General features: G+C 63.2%; 17 protein-coding genes. 11 read left to right on the forward strand and 6 right to left on the reverse strand.

Annotation, left to right across the window (positions count from 1 at the left end):
• The 3 genes from ABSB13_RS13575 to ABSB13_RS13585 all read right to left on the reverse strand — a co-directional run.
• Nucleotides 1–189 (reverse strand): hypothetical protein (locus ABSB13_RS13575; RefSeq protein ID WP_428109388.1); only part of this gene is annotated, 189 nt, incomplete at its 3' end.
• Nucleotides 190–413: 224 nt separating this feature from the next.
• Nucleotides 414–638: a hypothetical protein gene (locus ABSB13_RS13580; RefSeq protein ID WP_428109390.1), complete on the reverse strand. Its 225-nt coding sequence runs from the start codon at nt 636–638 to the stop codon at nt 414–416.
• 188 nt (nt 639–826) lie between these two features.
• On the reverse strand, nt 827–2,845 hold the full coding sequence (locus tag ABSB13_RS13585) for a protease pro-enzyme activation domain-containing protein (protein WP_428109393.1): 2,019 nt from the start codon (nt 2,843–2,845) through the stop codon (nt 827–829).
• Between the two features lie 243 nt (nt 2,846–3,088).
• On the opposite strand from ABSB13_RS13585, the gene ABSB13_RS13590 reads away from it, so the two are divergent.
• The 3 genes from ABSB13_RS13590 to ABSB13_RS13600 all read left to right on the forward strand — a co-directional run bounded on the left by ABSB13_RS13590 (nt 3,089) and on the right by ABSB13_RS13600 (nt 7,693).
• Nucleotides 3,089–4,141 carry a sodium:calcium antiporter gene (locus ABSB13_RS13590; protein WP_428109396.1) on the forward strand — a complete coding sequence of 351 codons (1,053 nt, stop codon included), beginning with the start codon at nt 3,089–3,091 and terminating at the stop codon, nt 4,139–4,141.
• 60 nt (nt 4,142–4,201) lie between these two features.
• Complete coding sequence (locus ABSB13_RS13595) at nt 4,202–6,538, forward strand: DNA polymerase domain-containing protein (RefSeq protein ID WP_428109399.1); 2,337 nt, start codon at nt 4,202–4,204, stop codon at nt 6,536–6,538.
• An 81-nt stretch (nt 6,539–6,619) separates the two neighbouring features.
• On the forward strand, nt 6,620–7,693 hold the full coding sequence (locus tag ABSB13_RS13600; protein ID WP_428109402.1) for a methyltransferase domain-containing protein: 1,074 nt from the start codon (nt 6,620–6,622) through the stop codon (nt 7,691–7,693).
• 16 nt (nt 7,694–7,709) lie between these two features.
• Here ABSB13_RS13600 and ABSB13_RS13605 read toward each other — a convergent pair whose 3' ends face one another.
• Entirely contained in the window at nt 7,710–9,533 is a 1,824-nt protein-coding gene (locus tag ABSB13_RS13605; protein ID WP_428109404.1) for an FAD-binding protein, read from the reverse strand.
• 106 nt (nt 9,534–9,639) lie between these two features.
• On the opposite strand from ABSB13_RS13605, the gene ABSB13_RS13610 reads away from it, so the two are divergent.
• The 6 genes from ABSB13_RS13610 (at nt 9,640) to ABSB13_RS13635 (ending at nt 15,239) form a co-directional block, all read left to right on the forward strand.
• Entirely contained in the window at nt 9,640–10,509 is an 870-nt protein-coding gene (locus ABSB13_RS13610) for an ABC transporter substrate-binding protein (protein WP_428109407.1), read from the forward strand.
• The gene (locus ABSB13_RS13615) at nt 10,506–11,555 is read left to right on the forward strand and encodes a FecCD family ABC transporter permease (protein ID WP_428109410.1); all 1,050 of its coding nucleotides are present in this window, start codon (nt 10,506–10,508) and stop codon (nt 11,553–11,555) included. The genes ABSB13_RS13610 and ABSB13_RS13615 overlap by 4 nt, the downstream gene beginning before the upstream one ends.
• Nucleotides 11,552–12,370, forward strand: coding sequence for a heme ABC transporter ATP-binding protein (locus ABSB13_RS13620; RefSeq protein WP_428109412.1), 819 nt, complete (start codon nt 11,552–11,554; stop codon nt 12,368–12,370). The genes ABSB13_RS13615 and ABSB13_RS13620 overlap by 4 nt, the downstream gene beginning before the upstream one ends.
• A 253-nt stretch (nt 12,371–12,623) precedes the next feature.
• A complete protein-coding gene (locus tag ABSB13_RS13625) occupies nt 12,624–13,304 on the forward strand; it encodes an HAD family hydrolase (RefSeq protein ID WP_428109415.1) in 681 nt (226 codons plus the stop codon).
• A gap of 13 nt (nt 13,305–13,317) precedes the next feature.
• Nucleotides 13,318–14,310: a metallophosphoesterase gene (locus tag ABSB13_RS13630; protein ID WP_428109417.1), complete on the forward strand. Its 993-nt coding sequence runs from the start codon at nt 13,318–13,320 to the stop codon at nt 14,308–14,310.
• Nucleotides 14,311–14,324: 14 nt separating this feature from the next.
• Nucleotides 14,325–15,239: a complex I NDUFA9 subunit family protein gene (locus ABSB13_RS13635; RefSeq protein ID WP_428109420.1), complete on the forward strand. Its 915-nt coding sequence runs from the start codon at nt 14,325–14,327 to the stop codon at nt 15,237–15,239.
• 82 nt (nt 15,240–15,321) lie between these two features.
• On the opposite strand, the gene ABSB13_RS13640 is transcribed toward ABSB13_RS13635, so the two are convergent.
• Both ABSB13_RS13640 and ABSB13_RS13645 read right to left on the reverse strand, forming a co-directional pair.
• Nucleotides 15,322–15,759, reverse strand: a complete 438-nt coding sequence (locus tag ABSB13_RS13640; protein ID WP_428109422.1) for a hypothetical protein — start codon at nt 15,757–15,759, stop codon at nt 15,322–15,324.
• Nucleotides 15,756–16,553 carry a class I SAM-dependent methyltransferase gene (locus tag ABSB13_RS13645; RefSeq protein WP_428109424.1) on the reverse strand — a complete coding sequence of 266 codons (798 nt, stop codon included), beginning with the start codon at nt 16,551–16,553 and terminating at the stop codon, nt 15,756–15,758. Before ABSB13_RS13645 ends, ABSB13_RS13640 begins: the two co-directional genes overlap by 4 nt.
• A 126-nt stretch (nt 16,554–16,679) precedes the next feature.
• Between ABSB13_RS13645 and ABSB13_RS13650 the strand changes: the two genes are divergently transcribed.
• Both ABSB13_RS13650 and ABSB13_RS13655 read left to right on the forward strand, forming a co-directional pair.
• Nucleotides 16,680–18,077, forward strand: coding sequence for an Hsp70 family protein (locus ABSB13_RS13650; protein WP_428109427.1), 1,398 nt, complete (start codon nt 16,680–16,682; stop codon nt 18,075–18,077).
• Nucleotides 18,078–18,164: 87 nt separating this feature from the next.
• Complete coding sequence (locus tag ABSB13_RS13655) at nt 18,165–18,698, forward strand: nitroreductase/quinone reductase family protein (protein WP_428109429.1); 534 nt, start codon at nt 18,165–18,167, stop codon at nt 18,696–18,698.
• Nucleotides 18,699–18,832: the final 134 nt, after the last annotated feature.

The following is an 18,832-nucleotide window of genomic DNA, read 5'->3' on the forward strand; positions in this document are numbered from 1 at the left end:
ACCGCTGGCATGGCCGGCGCAACGCGACGCCCTCGGTATCGGGTAACCAGGGATCCGCGACGCAGTTTCCCCCGAACCTTCAAAGCTGATCGATTGAAATTTAGCGGAGGCGGCGATGGTTGAGCGCGAATATTGCCCGCTGCGGCGAAGCGAACCGTTTTCATTTCGCGCAGAGAGGATGCCGGCCATACCCGGAGAATCCCGCGTAAGCCCGCTTTCTCCGGTGCGCTACAAGTGGAAACAACCCCGCCTTTCGCGCGGTATTTCCGCCTTCTCCAAATTGGAGCTAAAACCTACAGACTGTGTGGCGGAGAGGGGGGGGGGGATTTGAACCCCCGAGGGTTTTATCCCTGCCGGTTTTCGAGTTCGACGGAATACCGTCCGCCAGCGTCCACACTAAGCAATCTCCTACATTAGTCAGTCCGCCTGAGTGCGTATTCCTCGCCGGCGTTCGCCCCCTTGGTGGTCGAGGTGGTGGTCAGAATTTCGCGCGCGAAATGCACGTCGCCATCTTTACTTGTGCCTGCCCTCGCACCGCTGCGGTTGCGAGCCTTCGTCAGTTCCTGATCTGGCAAAGCCATGTAAACCCTTAAGAGCGCCTTCACTTGATTGAATGTGAAACCCGCCGTGGGTTTCACGCTTCCTTGGGCAGGGGTGACCCCTGCACCCGGTGATAGGAAAAGATGCGGGCTCCGCCCTGTTAGAGGCACATCCGTCATGCCGTCGCGCGCTACGGACACCAAGCCGATGAATCCAGCCACAGCGCGCTACGGCAACAGCAACAGCTTAAACACGATGGGCAAAGCGACGGGCAAGATGTAAATGCTTATTTCTTCGCGGCCTTGCCGGTTCCCGAGAGCGGCACGCGCTGTGGCGAGCCGGTCACGTTGTCAGTAATCAGCAGTTTTGCAGTCTGCAGCAACGTGTCCGGCGGCGTGAAGGTCACCGACACCTTGCAACTCTTGCCGGGATCGAGCGTTTGTTCGCATCCCGACGTCACCCTGAACACCGGCGGCGACGCGCTCTCGCTCTCGATGATCACCGCCAAACCTTTTTTCTTGCTGCCCGCGTTCTTGATCGTGAGCGTCTTGGCCTTGCTGGTAGTTTCGACTGTCACCGTTTTTCCGAATGCCAGCGAAGCGGGACTGATAGTCAGCTTCTCGGAGATCGGAGTCAAAGCTAAAGCGTTGATCAGGCCGGCCCCGTTCGGACTGCCCCATCCGGTCGACAAGTCGTAGCCGACGGTGCACCCGTCGGTGTTGCCTCCAGTGCGGCAGTCGTGGAAGTCAGCGTCATAGTTCGAGCTCAAACCGATCGCGTAAAGGGCCGGATTGATGAAACCGAGCGTGGTGCTTGCTCCGTTAGAGAGATACTGTTCATTGGCAAGAGCCAGGTAGCCGGCCCACATGGGTGTCGCAAAGCTGGTGCCACCATAAAGGTTGGCGCTGCAAGCCTCCTGGTCAGCGCAGACGTAAAAGCTAAAATCCGCATTTGCAGCAACGTCCGGGCCGTTGCGATAAGTTTGGGAACATTTGGCGCAGCCCGCGGCCGCAGTCACCTGCCAGGAGGGAATCGGAAAGTCGTCCGGCCCAATGCCGCCGCCACTGTCCACCCAACCTGTTTCCGAGGCCCAGGCTCCCCCCGCGCCGGTTGTTTCTAAGTCCGTTCCGCCCACCGCCGTGAGATACACGCTATCCGACGGCCAATAAAAGTCGCTCGAGCTCCACGTACCGTCGTCGCCGGTATCGATAAACAAGTTCTGACCCTGCGCCGCGAATTCCTCGAAGTAGGGGTCGTCGGTGGTGGGGTCCGAGGGTTTCCACTGCCAGGAGCAGCTCAGTTGAGCGTTCAGCGGGCTGGCCGTGGCCATGGCGTTAAAAATGCCGGAATCGTCGATGGTTTGCCCCGCCAAGCCGCCAGTTCCGATGTACATCACCAGGCTGGACATGCCCGGGGCCATGCCCAGCGCCTGGGTCATGTCCAAGGTCTGTTCCGTATCATCGCAGAGATCTGCAAAGATGCAGCTCGTGCTCTGGGTGTCGACGGACTGGAGCGTGATTGGCACGTTGTTCGTTTGGCCTACGTTTGTATAGTAGGTCGTCAGGTCAGTCAGATCGGTGCCAAGAAACTCGAACAACCCGAGCGATTGGCCGCTGCCGGTGAGCGCTGTCTTACCGTAGTATGCCGCCCTCATGTCGCTGCCCAAAAAAGAATCCGAGGGGCCTGAGCCGGTGGTGGCGCCGGACCTCACAGCCGGATCACTCGCATCGCGACGCACCAGGGCGGGGCGCGGGGTCGAATAGTTGTCCAGGCCCGTGATGTGCCACAACTGGACCGCCAAGTCCGCCATGGGCTCCCGGTCCGGAGCGAAGAAGGTGCGGTTTTCGGTGGGGTGCTGGTAGACGCCCATCCTCAGATGGAATGCTCTCTCAATACTCGCCACCGACCCCGTGACATCCAGGTTCATGCGATTGCGGGAGGTGCCAACCACTCGAAAGCCGTTCGCCTTCGCGAAGCCGATCACGGAGTCATAATCCGCCTGGCTGGGACCAAACCTTGCGGTGAACTCTTCCACCGTGAGGAACTTGCGATATGACGCGCTGTGAGGATCGTAGAGTTCCTGCAGGAAGTTATCTAACTCTGCCTGGTGGCGATGCGGCAAAACAAGTACCAGCCGCATGGACTGTGTTGCGGGGAGATGTCCGACCCATTGAGCCTCCCCGTTGAGAACCGCTTCGCGCGCATGACGAGTTAACAGAGCCTGCGACTGTGCCTGGCAAACGATACTCACGGCCAACATCATCGCGACGACCGTGAGCAAAAATACACTCAATCTTCGATTCACGATTTCTTTTCACCCGGAATTTCCATTTTGACTTTTCAACCATGAGGGTTTTAGCCCGATAGCCGCTCCCGCATCAACTCGGCGCCAGTCTCGCGGTTGCGGCCCGCTCGCGGTGATCGCTGGATGACACTATATGCATCGTTTGCCCGTTTGGCGGCATCGCGTCTGATCTTTTCCTCTGACTCGACCCGAAGCGCCGGGAAATGGGTGCGCGCTGGAAATAGCGAGCCGGCCTCTCTATTCTTGACGCTGCTGCACCCCCTGTTCAGCAGAATTTTGGCAATTCACGCGATAATCCTGGCGCTCAGCTTCGCGATAATCCTCGCCGGCTCGGAATTTTTCACCAACGGCGTCGAATGGGCCGGCCATCGATTGCATGTTGCCGAGGCCGCCGTCGGCAGCCTGTTTGCCGCGGTCGGAACTGCCCTGCCGGAGACCTTCATCCCGGCGGTCGCGCTGTTGACCGGCCGCGACAGCGCTGCGGCGCATACCGCGGTCGGACTTGGAGCGATCGTCGGGGCTCCGCTGATGCTGTCCACGGTGGCGATGTGCGTGATGGGCGTTGCGGCGCTGGTGTTTCGCAAACGACGGGGACGGATCGCGCTGAAAGTGGTGCGCGAGGACGCGCGCCGGGATATCGCATTCTTCTTCCCGGTTTTTTTATGCCTGGTGATCGCAGGCACGGTCGAGATGGGCGCGGTGCTTCGCCACGTCCTCGCCGTCGCGTTGTTGATAGTGTACGCGAGCTACGCGGTTGTGATGCTGCGGCTCAAGCGCGCGGCCGGCACGCAGCTCGTGCACGGACTCTATTTCGAGTCGATTTTGCGCGGCAATCCGCTCGAACCGCGCGCATCGGCAACCGCCGCGCAAGTAATCGTGGGCGTCCTCGCGATTCTGATCGGTTCGGTCGAGTTCGTCGATCAGATCGTGGTGTTCTCAGCCTATGCGCATCTCAATCCCGGCGTACTCTCGCTCCTGCTCAGCCCGCTCGCGACCGAACTGCCCGAGAAATACAACTCCGTTGTCTGGATTCGCCAGGGCAAGGACCATCTCGCGCTCGCCAACATCACTGGCGCGATGGTCTTCCAGTCGTGCATCCCGGTTGCACTGGGGCTCGCGTTTTCGCCGTGGCATCTGACCAGTCCCGAACTGCTCGCGGGATCGATCGCGCTTGCTTCGGCGGCGATTCTTTACCTCAACGTGCGCGACTCGAAACTCGGAACTCCGGCGCTGATGATCGGCGCGGCCGCATACGCGATCTTTCTGATTGGCCTCTGGCGCCTCGGCGCGTTCTGAATCCACGCGCGGCGGCGCGTTGTCTCCCGCGAGCTTGCGGGTGCACAATCGAGGGACGCGATGACTACTTACCAGGAGATTTCGGCGCAGTTTTACGGCAACCGCCTGCTGTTTGGCGATCCCGCCGACCCGGGCGTGGTCGCGGTCGAGGTCGCATCGAAGACCGAGATCGACGTTTACCGGCGCCTGTCGGGCGAGCTTACGCGCGAGCGCCGGCCGATTCGCCTGTTTGCGCTCGTCGAGGATATTGCCTTGCTCGCAGGTTTCAGCCCCGCCCATGAGACGCGCGCGCTAAAGGGCGATTTCCGTTACCGGGTGCTGGTCACCTTCGCCTCGATCGACGCTCTGGAAGCCGCCCGGCGCCATCTCAGGAACGTGACCGGCAAGCCGCCTAACGCGCCCGACGCGCCGTACCTGGTGCTTGCCGATCCGGTCGAGCAGCATCTGATACTGAGCGGGACCACGTTTTTCATCGGGATGGATTTCAGCGAGCTGCGCCGCCTCCAACTCGATATCGAGACCTACATCTCGCCCGGCTTTGAATTTCCGTCGGCGGCGCGCGAAGGCGATCGCGTTATCGCGATCTCGCTCACCGACTCGACCGGTTTCGAGCGCTTGCTCAAGGGCACCGAGATGGACGAGCGCGCGATGCTCGAGGAGATGGTGCGAATCGTCCAGGAGCGCGATCCCGACGTCGTCGAGGGCCACAATCTGTTTCGTTTCGATCTCGAATACCTCGAGACGCGGGCGCGCCGCCACAAGCTGAAGCTCAAGCTGGGGCGCGATGGCGGCGAGCTGCGCGCCCGCCCGTCGCGCATGCAAATTGCCGAACGGTCGATCGCCTACCGCCGCTACGACATCCCGGGCCGCAGCATCATCGACACCTGGATCCTCGCGCAGCACTACGATATCTCGAGCCGCGAACTGGAGAGCCTGGGGCTCAAGCCGCTTGCGCAACACTTCGGGCTGGCGCGCAAGGGTCGCGTGTACATCGACGCGTCGAAAATCAGCCACTACTTCGAACACGAACCGGAAAAGCTCTACGAGTACGCGCTCGATGACGCCCGAGAGACGCGCGCGCTGGCCGAGACCCTCTCTCCCAGTTACTTCGTGCAAGCGCAGATATTCCCGTACTCGTACCAGAGCGCGGTGCTGCGCGGCAACGCGACCAAGATTGACGCGCTCATGATGCGCGCCTACCTGGCTGCCGGGCATTCCATCCCCGAGCCTTCCCTGCCTGCGCCGGTCGCGGGCGGTTACACGGAGGTTCGCCGATGCGGTGTCGCCCACGGCGTCCTTCACTGCGACGTGACCTCGCTGTATCCGTCGTTGATGCTGCAATATCGGCATGCGCCGGCTGCTGACCGCCTCGGCGTGTTCCTCAAGATGCTTGGCGATCTGCGCAGCTTCCGGGTGCAGGCCAAGCGGCTGGCGCGCGAACTCAAGGGCACCGACCGGCGCAACGCCGACGCGCTCCAGCAGACGTTCAAGATTCTCATCAATTCATTTTACGGCTACCTGGGTTTTTCGCTCGGCCATTTCAATGACTTCGGCGCGGCCAACGCGGTAACCAGGCGCGGACGCGATCTGATTCAGCGTGCAGTGGCGAAACTCGAGGAGCACGGCGCGCAGGTTATCGAGGTCGATACCGACGGAATCTATTTCGTGCCGCCTCCCGACGCCGCCAGCGCGGAGGGCGCGGACCGGCTCCTGGAGCAGGTTGGATCGATTATGCCCGAGGGAATCCGGCTGGAAATCGACGGCCGTTACCGCGCGATGTTCTCCTACAAAATGAAAAATTACGTCCTGCTGGACGAGACGGGAAAGATGACCATTCGCGGCTCGGGGCTGCGCTCGCGGGGACTCGAACGCTTCCAGCGCCGCTTCATGGAGGATATGTTCCGCATGCTGCTGGAGGATCGACGCGGCGAAATTCCGAAACTCCACGCCGACTATCGCGCGCGCCTGGCCCGCCACGAAATAGGAATCGCCGACCTGATGAAGACCGAGACGCTGCAGGATTCGCTCGACACTTATCGCAACAAAATCGGTGACAACAGCCGCAATCCCGCGGCGGCCTACGAGCTTGCGCTCAAGGCCGAGCGACCGTACCTGGCCGGCGATCAAATTTCATACTACGTCACCGGGCGCGGCGCGCGCGCGGCGGTGAATGCGTTCGCGAAGATGGCGGCGGAGTACGACCCGGACAATCCCGACGAAAACGTCGAGTACTACCAGGCCAAGCTTGCCGACCTTTTTGAAAAATTCCAGGTATTCGTCGAGCGGCCCGGTCTGTTTGCGCCGGCCGTGGAAGGCGAGGGCAATCCGGCTCAACTCTCGATGTTCGCCGCCCCGCAAAGCAAGTCCGTGGAACCGAGCACGGACCCCGAAAAGTAGCAGGGTGAAAAGCCCGAGGCGTGGTAAGCCTAGCCGGAGATGCCTGAGTTGATCGATACTGCGGGTCTGCGGAGGAAAACAATGGCCGGTGAAAAGCAGCAGCTCGATTGGGACAAGATCAGGCAATTCTGGATGCAGGTATCGATTGATATCGGCGCCGCGATGCTCGGTGCGCTGACCTATATCGGCGATCGCCTCGGAATCTTCAGCGCGCTGGCGCAAGCCGGCGCCGTCACCAGCGCGGCGCTTGCGGAGCGGACGGGCCTCAGCGAGCGCTATCTGCGCGAATGGCTCAGCGCGATGACCGCCGCCGGGTACGTGAATTACGACGCCTCGGCGAAGACCTACGCGATGCCGGCCGAGCATGCGATGGTGCTGGCGCGCGACGACTCGCCGTTTTTCGCCGGCGGCATGATCGAAATGATCGTCCCGCATGTGTCGATTGCGCCGAAAGTGATGGAGTCGTTCAAGAACGGGGGCGGCGTAGCGCAGAGCGAGTATCCGCCCGAGACGTGGGAGGCGATGGAGCGTTCGTCAGCCTCGCTATTCCGGCATCAGTTGATTCGCAATTGGCTGCCGGCAATGCCGCAAGTGGTCGCGAAGCTGAATGAAGGCGGCTCGTCGCTGGACGCCGGCTGTGGGAGCGGCCGCGCGGCGATCGCGATCGCGTCCGCATTCCCCAAGGCCCAGGTCTTCGGCTTCGACGCGCACCTCGGCTCGGTGGAGCGCGCGCGAGCAAACGCGAAAGCCGCCGGCCTGGGGGACAGAATCAAGTTTGACCTCGTTGATTGCACCAGGCTGCCGGCCGCGCAATTCGATTTCATCTCGACCTTCGACGTGGTGCATGATTCCGTCGATCCCGACGCGCTGCTGAAGTCGATTCGTGCGGCGCTCAAGCCCGACGGCACTTACCTGATGGTCGAAGTAAACGTGTCGTCGAATCTCGAAGACAACATCAATCCGATGGGGCGGCTGATGTATTCGATCAGCACGCTGTACTGCATGACGACGTCGCTCGCGCACGGCGGCGCGGGAATTGGCGCGTGCATGGGCGAGACGAAGGCGCGCGAGCTGGTCGCGGCGGCGGGATTCAAGCACTTTCGCCGGCTGCCAGTCGGGGATATGTTTTCGGCGCTCTACGAAATCCGCGTGTAGTTGTAGTTGTCGTCGATCATTGAAGACGCCGCCGGAAGGCATCCTGCAGAGCGGGCAGGGTGGTCTCCCAATCGGCGACCAACCCTATATTCGCGCGCTCGAAGATCGGCGCGTCGGCATCGTTGTTGATCGCGACGATGGTATCCGCGCGCTTGAGACCGCAGGTATGATTGGACGCGCCGCGCACTCCAATCGCAATATACAGCCGCGGATCGATCGATTTGCCGGTTAACCCGACCTGCAATTGCCGCGGCACCCATCCATTGTCCGTCACGCGCCGGGTCGCGCATATCGCGGCGCCGAGCACTCGCGCGAACACCGCGGCTTTCGTGACCCCGTCAGGCCCACCGACTCCCATACCGATGCCAACGACAACTTCGGCGCCCTCCAGCGGCGCAATGGTGGCGTCGAGGATCGAGTGCGCCTTGATGAGCCGGCTTTTCGGCGCGCTCAGCTCAGGCCGCGCGATCCGAATCTCCGCATCCCTGGCTTGCGATGGCGCCGCGAGTTCGAGCACGCCCGGCCGCACCGTCGCCATCTGCGGAAATGTTTTCGAGTAGATCGACGCGACGATGTTGCCGCCGAAAGCCGGCTTGAGCGCGACCATCCGACGCTCCGAGTCGAGCTCGATATCGATCGCATCGCCGGTGAGTCCCAGGCTCAAGCGCGCGGCCAGCCGCGGTCCCCAGTCGCGCCCGCGCTCGGTCGCGCCGATCAAAATTCCCCACGGCGCGTGCGTCAAAACGAGTTTCGCAACAGCCTCGGCGGTGGCTTCGGGAGTGTATGAAGCCAGCGCGGGATGCTCGACGAGCAGCACCTGGTCAGCACCGAAACTCGCAAGGCACCCCGCGTGTCGCGCGATCGCGCCGCCGAATCCCACCGCGACGAGCGCGCCGCCGAGCCGCGACGCGAGCTCGTCGCCGCGCGAAAGCATCTCGAGCGTGCCGCGCGTGAGGCGGCCTTCAAGGTCGGTCTCGCACACGATCCACAGGTCACGGCTGCGACTGCTCGCACGCCGCGCCGATCCGATCGAACGGCGAACGTGCGCGCGCGGGTTGAGCGCGCCGATTGTTCCAAGCGCCGAGATCACCTCGGCTGCGGCGCGTTCGGCGTCGGTCGAGTCGATAAATTTGCATTCGGTTTTCGGCGTCGCGACGGCGCGAACGTCGCCCACCCACGTCGGCGAACCCGCCAGTCCGAATTCTTGCGGATCGGCGCCGAGCTCGGCCGCGCGCACGGATTGAATGGGCCTGGTCTTCGCCTGCTCGGATGCGCCCGGCTTCAGCTTGACGGGCGGTGCGATGCGCTCGGCGCAGGTGATGACCGCGGGCATCGCAGCCTCGATTTCCTCGAAGCCCTCGTCGCTTTCACGCTCGGCGCGAATTGTGCGTCCGTCGATTTCCAGTTTTCGCGCGCCGGTTATCTGCGCGGCGCCGATCAGTTGCGCAATTTCGGGGCCGACCTGCCCCGTCTCCGCATCGAGCGAATACTTGCCGAGCAGGATGAGATCGAAGTTTCCGCGCGCCAGCCAAAGCGCGAGCGCACGCGCCGTTGCGAGCGTGTCCGCTCCCGCGAACGCGCGGTCTTCCAGGTGCACCGCGCGGTCCATCCCCATCGCGAGCGCATCCACCAGCGCGTCGCGCGCCTGCGGCGGCCCCATCGTGACGACGATAGTCTCGGCGCCGTGACGATTTTTCAGCTCGACGGCGAGCGAGATCGCGCGCAGATCGAAGGCGCTGATCACATTGGGACCGTCGCGCTTGATCGTCCTGGTCGCGGCGTCGAAGTTGGCTTCCTCGACGAGCGGTATCTGCTTGATGCAAACGGCAATCTTGAGCACGCCGGCTACTCCCCGTCCCGACGAGGCTAGTTGAGCGCGCCGGGCGCAGGCAACAAAGCGCGAGGTTGCGCTTACCGGCGCCGCTACGATCAGGTAGTTTCGCGATGTGGGTTTTTATCGACTCGCGGCCGCCGCCGCACTGTGTGTGTATGCCCTGGCGCTGGCGCCGGCGGCGCACGCGGCAGCCCGGATGCGGATCGTATCGCTGGCGCCGTCGGTTACCGAGACGCTGTTCGCGCTGGGCGCGGGTCCCGACGTCGTCGGCGTCTCGCAGTATTGCGACTATCCTCCGCAGGTGCGCGATCTGCCGCGGGTCGGTTCCTTTCTGACGCCGAATCTCGAAGCGATCATCGCGCTGCGGCCCACGCTGGTCGTCGGGCTTGAACTGTCGTCGGACGTGCGCCAGATTCGCGCGTTGAGTTCGATGGGTTATCCGGTGCTGATGGTCAGCGACGATTCTTTGCAACAGATCGAAACGGGTATCGAAACGGTGGGTGCGCGAATCAATCGCCGGCCGCAAGCGCGTCAGCTGGTCGCGGACATTCAGGCGCAGATCGCCGCAGTCCAAAATCGCCTGGCAAACGTAAAGCCGCAGCGTGCGTTGATGCTCGTCGGTCATGAGCCGCTCGTCGCGGTGGGGGCCGGCACGTATCTCGATGAGCTCATGCGCATCGCGCGCGCCGACAATATCGCCGCGGCAGCCGGCCAGCAGTGGCCGCATCTGAGCATGGAGTACATCATCGCGATGCGTCCCGAGGTCGTGCTCGACGGTTCGATGGGCACCGATCCGTCGTCGTCGAGCGGCTTCTGGGAAAGATATCCGGCGATTCCGGCGGTGCGCGACCATCGCGTCCTCGGCTATCCGCAGGATCCCGTTTTCCATGCCGGCCCGCGGGTGGGACAGTCGCTCGAGATAATCGCGCGGATGATTCATCCCGAGGCATGGGATCGCGCCGCCGCCGGTGCCCACCAGTGAATCCGGCCGCCGGCAATCATCCGCCGCAGCGCAACTCCGCCGCGCACCTGACGCGCTCGCGGCTGCTCCGGATACTGGCGGCGCTGGCAATTCTGCTGATCGTTTGTGCGGCGGCGGGCGGGTTGTTCGGCAGCGCGCATATCAGCCTGGTGCGCGCATTTTCCGATCCCGGCAGTCCCGATCACGCGATTTTCTTCGGCGCCCGATTGCCGCGCGTGCTGATGGGCGTGATCGTCGGCGCGATACTGGCCGCGGTCGGAACGGCTCTGCAAGCGCTCGTGCGCAATCCGCTGGCCGAGGGCGGCATCCTCGGAATATCCGGCGGCGGCGCGCTCGGCGCGATACTCGCGATGGTGATGTCGGCGAAACTCGGCGGCGGCGAGGTGGCCGTACCGCTGTGCGCCTTCGGCGCGGCGCTGCTCTCGACGGTGGCGGTTTACCGGCTCGCGATGGTTGACGGCCAGCTCGAACCGTTCACGCTGCTGCTGGTCGGCGTGATCTTCAACGCGTTCTGGGGCGCGGCAATCATGCTGGTGAACAGCGTCGTCAACTTCTACTACGCGCGCAGCATTCTGTTCTGGCTGATGGGCAGCCTCGAGGCGCCGACCTATCGCGAAGCGGCGATGGTCGCGGGTTTGGGAATGGCCGGCTTCGCGGTGCTGATGTTTCAAGCGCGCGATCTGAACCTGCTCAGTCTCGGCGACGAGTCGGCGGCCGAACTCGGCGTTGACGTGGACCGCCTGCGGCGCACGATCTTCGTCGCGACCTCGGTGATGATCGGCGCCGCGGTCTCCGTCAGCGGAATCATTTCATTCGTCGGACTGATCGTTCCGCATACTTTGAGATTGGTGTTCGGCGCGGATCATCGGCTCCTGCTGCCGGCGTCGCTGATCGGCGGCGCCGCATTCATGGTCGCGGCGGACCTGGTCGCGCGCGTCGCGATCGCGCCGGCCGAAATTCCCGTCGGCGCGATCACCGCGCTATGCGGCGGCCCGTTCTTCATCTACATGCTGCGCCGCGAAGGCAGGAGAACGCTTTCGCTATGACGACGCCGTCGCGCGACACCGCCGCCGCCATGCGTGCGAGCGCGATTCACGCGGGATATCCGGGGGTGCCCGTGCTGCACGGCGTCTCGATCGAAGTGGCGGCGGGCGAAATGCTCGCCATCGTCGGTCCCAACGGCGCCGGCAAGTCCACGCTGCTCAAGGTGCTCGGCGGCTCGATAAAGCCCAGTGCGGGAAGCGTCGAACTTTTCGGCCGGCCGCTCGATTCGATCGATCGCCGGGAATTCGCGCGCACGGTTGCGTCGGTTGGCCAGGAAAACGCGGTCACATTCCGCTTCACGGTGCTGGAAATCGTGCTGATGGGACGCGCGCCGCATCTCGGCGCCTTCGGCTTCGAGAGCCCGCGCGATTTGGAAATCGCGTCCGCGGCGCTCGACCGCTTCGACCTGCTCGGGCTTGCCGCGCGCCACGTTCAGGAACTGTCCGGCGGCGAACGCAAGCGCGTGTTCCTGGCCCGCGCGCTCGCCCAGGAGCCGAAGATTGCGCTGCTCGACGAGCCGACCGCATTTCTGGATCTCAAGCACGTCGCCGAAATCTTCGCGCGCTTTCGCCAGCTATGCGCCGAGCGCGGCATGGCCGTAGTCGCGACGCTTCACGATCTCAATGCCGCCGCGCTCTATGCCGATCGCGTGCTGTTGCTTGCCGATGGCGCCGCGGTCGCGTATGGAACTCCCGCGGAAGTTCTGACCGCGGAAAATCTGCGCCGCGTTTACCAGACCGAGGTGTACGTCGGGCGCAATCCCTCGACGGGTGCGCTCATAATTCTGCCCGCCGCGCTTCCCAACGCCCGCGCATAAGTGTGTGTCCCGGCCTCCGCGGCGGTGACGCTCGCCCGATGACCGCGCCACTTTCCCTCAACCAGTTCTACCAGGGACGAAGTCCCGCATCCTTTCCCTGGCATCGGGTGCAGGGGTCACCCCTGCCCAAGGAAGTGTGAAACCCACGGCGGGTTTCACATTCAATAAAGTGTGAGTTCCCGATTAGCCTGTTTGCCCGTTCGAGCACGCGCCGGTACTCTGTACGTAGATGTCCCCTGCTCCGACTGAGTCTTTGAATCTCGTATTCGACGCCGACGACACGCTCTGGGATTCCAATATCCATTTTCTCGAGGCGTTCGATTTCTTCGCTGCGGCCGTTGGCGACGCGGTCCTCGACGTCTCTCGCGCCGACGTTCACGCCGCGGTGCGTCGCGCCGAAATGCGGCTGATCAAAACGCACGGCTACGGGCGCCGTCCTTACGTGATTGCGATGCATCAGGCGGCTGCCGAACTCGCGCCCGCAGGTGACGACCGTTTGCGCGACGAGATCGAGCGAATCGGTGCGCATCTGCTCGAGCGCGACTGCGCATTGCTGCCCGACGTCGAGCCCACGCTTCAGGTGCTTTCGCAGCGTCACCGCCTCCTGATGTTCACCAAGGGCCAGCGCGACGAACAGTTGCAAAAACTCGCGCGTTCCGGTCTCGGTCCGCTCTTCGATCGCGTCGAGACCCCGCGCGAAAAGGACGTTGACGCCTATCGCCGCCTGGTGCGCGACGCGGACCTCGATCCGTCGCTGACTTTTATGATTGGAAACAGTCCGCGCTCGGACATCAATCCCGCGGTCGCGGCCGGTCTGCGCGCCGTTTTCATACCGCATCCGCATACCTGGGACCTCGAGCACGAAGAAATCAACGATGCCGGCGACAGGATTATCGAACTGGCCTGCTTCCGCCGCCTGGTCGAAGTATTCTAGTATCGATCATTCGATGTCCACTGCCGAGCTCATAGACAACTTACCTGCGCATCAGCCGCCTGTTGGCGCTGACGCCCGCGCAAAGCCGAAGCCTCCGCTGGCGCTGCGCCCGCTGCATCGAATGTGGCGGCGCACGATCGATGCGATTCAGGTGTCCGAGGTGGACCTGCCGGTGCGCGGATTGCCCGGCGCTTTGCGCGGCGTGGTCGCATGCCAGATAAGCGACTTCCACGTCGATCGCGACGAGGACCTCGAACGATTGACGCTCGCGGTCGACGCTATCAATAAACAGCACCCCGACCTCGTCTTTCTCACCGGTGATTATTTTTCCGGCCCCGACACGATGCATCGCTATCTGGGCGCGTTTCGCGACACGCTCAGGAATCTGCGCCCGCATTCGGGCCTGTTTGCGATCCTCGGCAATCATGATCATTGGTCGTCGGCCGAGCGTATTACCGATGCGCTCAAGCGCGCCGGCGCCGACGTGCTCGCCAATGACAGCCGCCGGCTCTTCATTCGCAACGAGCAACTCGTAGTCGTCGGCATTGACGATCTGTGGTCGCGGCGCGCGGAGCCTGCGCGCGCGTTTGCCGACGTCAACCGCGATGACTGCACGATCGTCCTCGCGCACAATCCCGACACCGCGCTGTACACGCGCCATCTGAAGCCGGGCGTGATGCTGTCGGGGCACACGCACGGCGGCGTCGTGCGAATTCCGTTTTATGGATCGCCGCTCAAATCGATCCTGCGCATCGGCAAAGAATTCTACTCGGGCCTGAACCGCTACGAAGACTTTTACATCTACACCAATCGCGGTCTGGGCACGTTTTGGCTCAGGATCCGCATCAACTGCCCGCCGGAAGTCTCGCGCTTCTCGCTGACGCCGCTCATCGAGGTGCCGCACGCCGAGAAACCGGAAACACCGAAGCTGCATCCGTTGAAGCGGATTCGCCGCCGCCGGACGCCGCGCCCCGTCACTCATCGACCCCATCGAAAGCACGTCTAGCTAAGGGTCGAACCATGGAGGCAAAAACCGTCACTCTCGCGGGCGGCTCGGGGTTCATCGGTCGCGCGATCGCGCGGCGGCTGCTCGCTTCCGGCGAAATCAAGGTGCGCGTGCTCACCCGAAATCCCGCGGCGGCGCGCGCGCGGCTCGATATACCCGGCGTCGAGTTTGTTCGTGCAGATATCGGAGAGCCCGCGTCGCTCAAGGATGCGCTCCGGGGCGCGGACACGGTTGTCGATGCGATTCAGTTCGACGGCTATCCGGTCGAAAATCCGCGCCGCGGCCTCACCTTCGAGCGAATCGACTACGCCGGCGCGGTCGCGCTCATCGACGCGGCGAAGCAGGCCGGCGTGCGGCAATTCATCTACATCAGCGGCGCCGCCGCCGACGAGAACAGCACCCATCCTGGCTTTCGCGCCAAAGGCCGCGCCGAGCGCGCGATCCGCGAGTCGGGCCTGGCCTACACGATCTTCCGCCCGTCGCTGGTGTACGGAGCGGAGGACAAAGTCGTAAACGGTCTCGCCCGCGCGATCCGTTTCGCGCCGGTCTTCGGCGTGCCCGGCACCGGGCGGCAGAAAGTTCAGCCGGTACTCGTCGATGATCTCGCCGCGTGCGTGATGCTCGCGGTGTCGGGACGCGGCCGCAACGGGACTTACGAAATCGGCGGCCCGGATCTGATGACGTTCGACGAGATGATGCGGATCATCATGGAGGCGAGCGGCCATCGCCGCCCGCTGTTTCATATTCCGGAAGGCATCATGCGCACGATCGGCGGCCTGCTGGAAAAACTGCCCAAGCCGATGCTGTCGCGCGACGCGGTCACGTTCGTCACGGCCGACAATGCGTGCAACATCAAGCCGCTGATCGATGAGTTCGGAATAAATCTCACCCCGGCCCGCGTCGGGATGGCGTATCTCGCGAAGAAATAGCTGCCGCTACAATCGGCGCCAGCCCGAGCCCTCGTGGCCGAAACGAACACGACTCCTCGACGACGCGGCGCTGCCGCCGGACTCACTGTTTAATTCCCTGGCGGTTGCATTCGCTGATTTCGTCGCCGGCCACCGCGGCATTCATCAAGCTTAATTGCGCATGGCTGCCGAGCCCGACGGGTTCGACATCTTCCTTGACGAAGTATTTCTCGCCCGCGTGCGCGTCGAACTTGAGCTCCGTCTTTGTCTCGGTCGCGGCCGCGCAAGTCACCGGTCCGCTGTCCTCGACGAACGCGTAATAGCCGCCTGCTTCCAAATCAATACTCTCATGCCCGCAGGTGATCATCGGAGTCGTCTCCAAACTGAGAATCTTGTACGGCCGGTAAAGGTAGATGACGCTCCGGGACGCGGGAATCGCGATGGGCTGATACGCTTCGCCCGGCGCGCCGCATCCGGCGAGCATCATGCAAACGGCGCCTGCAAGGATTCCTGTCAGCGTACGAATCATTGGTTGTCTCACGGCTTCGATGCGCGAACGTAAAGGAACCACGGGATGTGATCGCGAAATTTGGCAAACGACTCCGGATACAGCGCGCATGCGGACTCAGGCGCGCGCGGCTCGCAAATCTGCTCGAGCCGCAGACCGGCCGAGACGGTCGAGTTGATGTAGTCGGCAAGCGTGCGATCGAAGCGCGGCACGCCGAAGTCCTCGACCTGCGACGCGTTGGGCGCATGCCCGAACTTCCAGCGGTCGACAAACGGCTCGCTGTTGAAGTAATCCGCGACGGTGAATTTTACGGCGCGCCCCGAATCATCTGTAACCCAGCCCATCCCTTTGGTCGCGAAACATGGATGCAGGATGCTGTACGCGAGCGTCCCGCCCGGGCGCAGCACGCGTGCGATTTCGCGCATCGCGCCTGGAAAATCAGGACCGTCCATCAGCGCCATCGTCGAGACGACCGCGTCGAATGACTCCGCGCGGAAAATTGCCAGGTTGCTGAAGGAAGCGCGTTCGTAGCGGATTCCCAGCGGTTCGCGGAGTTCCTCTTCGCGCGCGAACTCGATCATTTTGGCGGACAGATCCACCCCGGTCATGCGAGCGCCGCGTCGCGCGAAGATCCTCGTGTTGTGGCCCTCGCCGCATCCGGCATCGAGGACATTCTTGCCGCTCAAGTCGCCGGCGAACTCCAGGAATGCGGGATTGTTCCAATGCTCGCGAAAGATGTCCCAGCGGTTGCGAACCTGGTCGGCCCACACATCGGCATTGCGATCCCATTGCGCGGCGACTTCAGACTCGCGAATTTCCGGCGGCATTCATTCCCTCCTGCGCGCACTGGCGGCGCGCGACTGAAAAAAATGCGGACGAGGAAGTCTCGTCCGCCAAGGGACCGGATTATGTCGGACGAGCGATCGCAGTGCGATCGTCATCCTGAGGGTTTGGTGAGTATATGCGCGATCTTCAACGTTGACAACAGCACGACGCGCCTTGATCGTGAACGCATGGGCCAGGAAATTTTCGGCGCTCCGGCCGCGGGTAAAGTCGAGGCGGTCGGTCTCGATTTCGGCACCACCAACAGCGCGATTGCGATCGTCGGCGCTGACGGCTCGCCGCGGCTGGCGCGGTTTCCCGGCGCTGAGAGTGGCGATCGGTCCGAGACGTTCCGCTCGATTCTGTTTTTCGAGGCGCCGGAGGAAACCGGCGGCACCGACTCGGCCGTCTCGGTCGGCAACGACGCGATTCGGCGCTACCTCGCAGCCGCGGGCAACGGGCGGCTCGTGCAATCGCTCAAGTCGTTTCTCGCCGACAAGACTTTCGAATCCACCGACATCATGGGTGAAACGTATTCGCTGGGAGATTTGATTGCGCCGATCCTCAGCGCGCTCCGCGACGCCGCGATCGCTCAGTTCGGCGAGCTGCCCCCGCGGATCGTGGTCGGACGCCCGGTCCATTTCGCCGCCGCCGGCAATCCGGACGAGGCTCTGGCGCGAAGCCGGCTGGATATCGCGATTCGGCGTGCGGGATGGACGGACGTGATGTTCGAGTACGAACCGGTTGCCGCGGCGTATGACTACGCGCTTCGAATCACGCGCGACGAGACGGTGCTGATTGCGGACTTCGGCGGCGGCACCAGCGATTTCTCGGTGCTGCGACTGAAGCCGCGAACGGCCGCGAAGCATGGCGGTGCGCGCTACGAAATTTTGGGCAACGACGGCGTCGGCATTGCGGGCGACGCCTTCGACGGCCGCGTGATGCGCCACCTGGTCGCGCCCGCGCTCGGCCGCGGCACGAAGTATCGCTCGCCGTATGGCATGGTGCTGCCGGCGCCGACCTGGCCGTACACCAGGCTCGAGCGATGGCATCATCTGTCGTTCCTGAAGGCTCGTTCGACGATGCTCAGGTTCGAGGAACTGAAGCGTGAATCGTTCGAGCCCGAAAAGATCGCCGCGCTGATTCATATCGTGGAAAACGATCTCGGCTACTTCCTGTTTCGATCGGTGGAGAAGACCAAGCTCGGCTTATCCGCGCTGGAAGCGGCGGACTTCATGTTTTCCGATCCGCCGGTCCTGATCGGGAAGACGGTTGCGCGTCCGGATTTCGAAAATTGGATCGCGCGCTACCTCGAACAAATCGCCGGATGCGTCGATCGGCTGATGACGACGGTCGCGCTCAAGCCCGGTGCGATCGACAGTGTGTTCCTGACCGGAGGGTCGTCGTTCGTGCCCGCGGTGCGGCGCATTTTCATCGAACGCTTCGGCGCCGACCGAATCCGAATGGGCGACGAGTTCACCTCGGTCGCGCGCGGCCTGGCATTGCGCGCGCTGGACGCCGCCGGATGATCGAGATCGGGCTAATACCTTGCCGAGCGAGGCGGCTTGGTTTAAGAAGCGAGTTGAAATCGGACCAGCAAAACGGAAATTCCGGTGATGGGATACTTCATCGCAATCGTGGCACTGATCGTTATTGCCTTCTTCAGCGCCAGCCTGTGGATGCCGCGATCATGGTATCGCGCGATGCTGTATCCGGGAGGGAGACCCAACGCCCTTGCCAGACGGATGAACTCTGCGTCGGCGCGGCTATTCGCGGCCGGCATTTTTCCGGAGTCACTGGTCAGCCTTGAAACGGTGGGGCGGCGTACCGGCCGCGTCCATTTGGCTCCTCTCGTGATGGCCGAAACAGCGGGGGAGCGGTACTTGGTCTCGATGCTGGGCGAGAGTGCGAATTGGGTGCAAAACGTGCGGGCCGCTCATGGTATCGCGACGCTGCACCACGGGCGTGCTGAAGCCGTACGACTCGAGGAAGTGCCCGTCGGTGAGCGCGCGCCCATCCTTAAGGCGTTTCTTCGGGCCGCGCCAGGCGCGCGCCCGCACATCGACATCGATCTCAACGCCAAGTTGTCGGAGTTCGCCAGGATCGCGCCCCTATACCCCGTCTTCCGCGTAACTCGCCACGGTCGTTGACGAGGACAGAGCTAGGGAAGCTCTGCACAGGTTGCTGCGCAGAGGTGACTGACAGAAGTGATCATGAGGATTGGGTTCAGCGAAGTGGCATCGAGGGGCGGATGGCGCCGCGGTGGTCGGCACCGCGGCTGGTG

Origin of the sequence: Binatus sp. (SeqCode) (genome assembly GCF_050013435.1) — a bacterium.
GTDB lineage: Bacteria > Desulfobacterota > Binatia > Binatales > Binataceae > Binatus.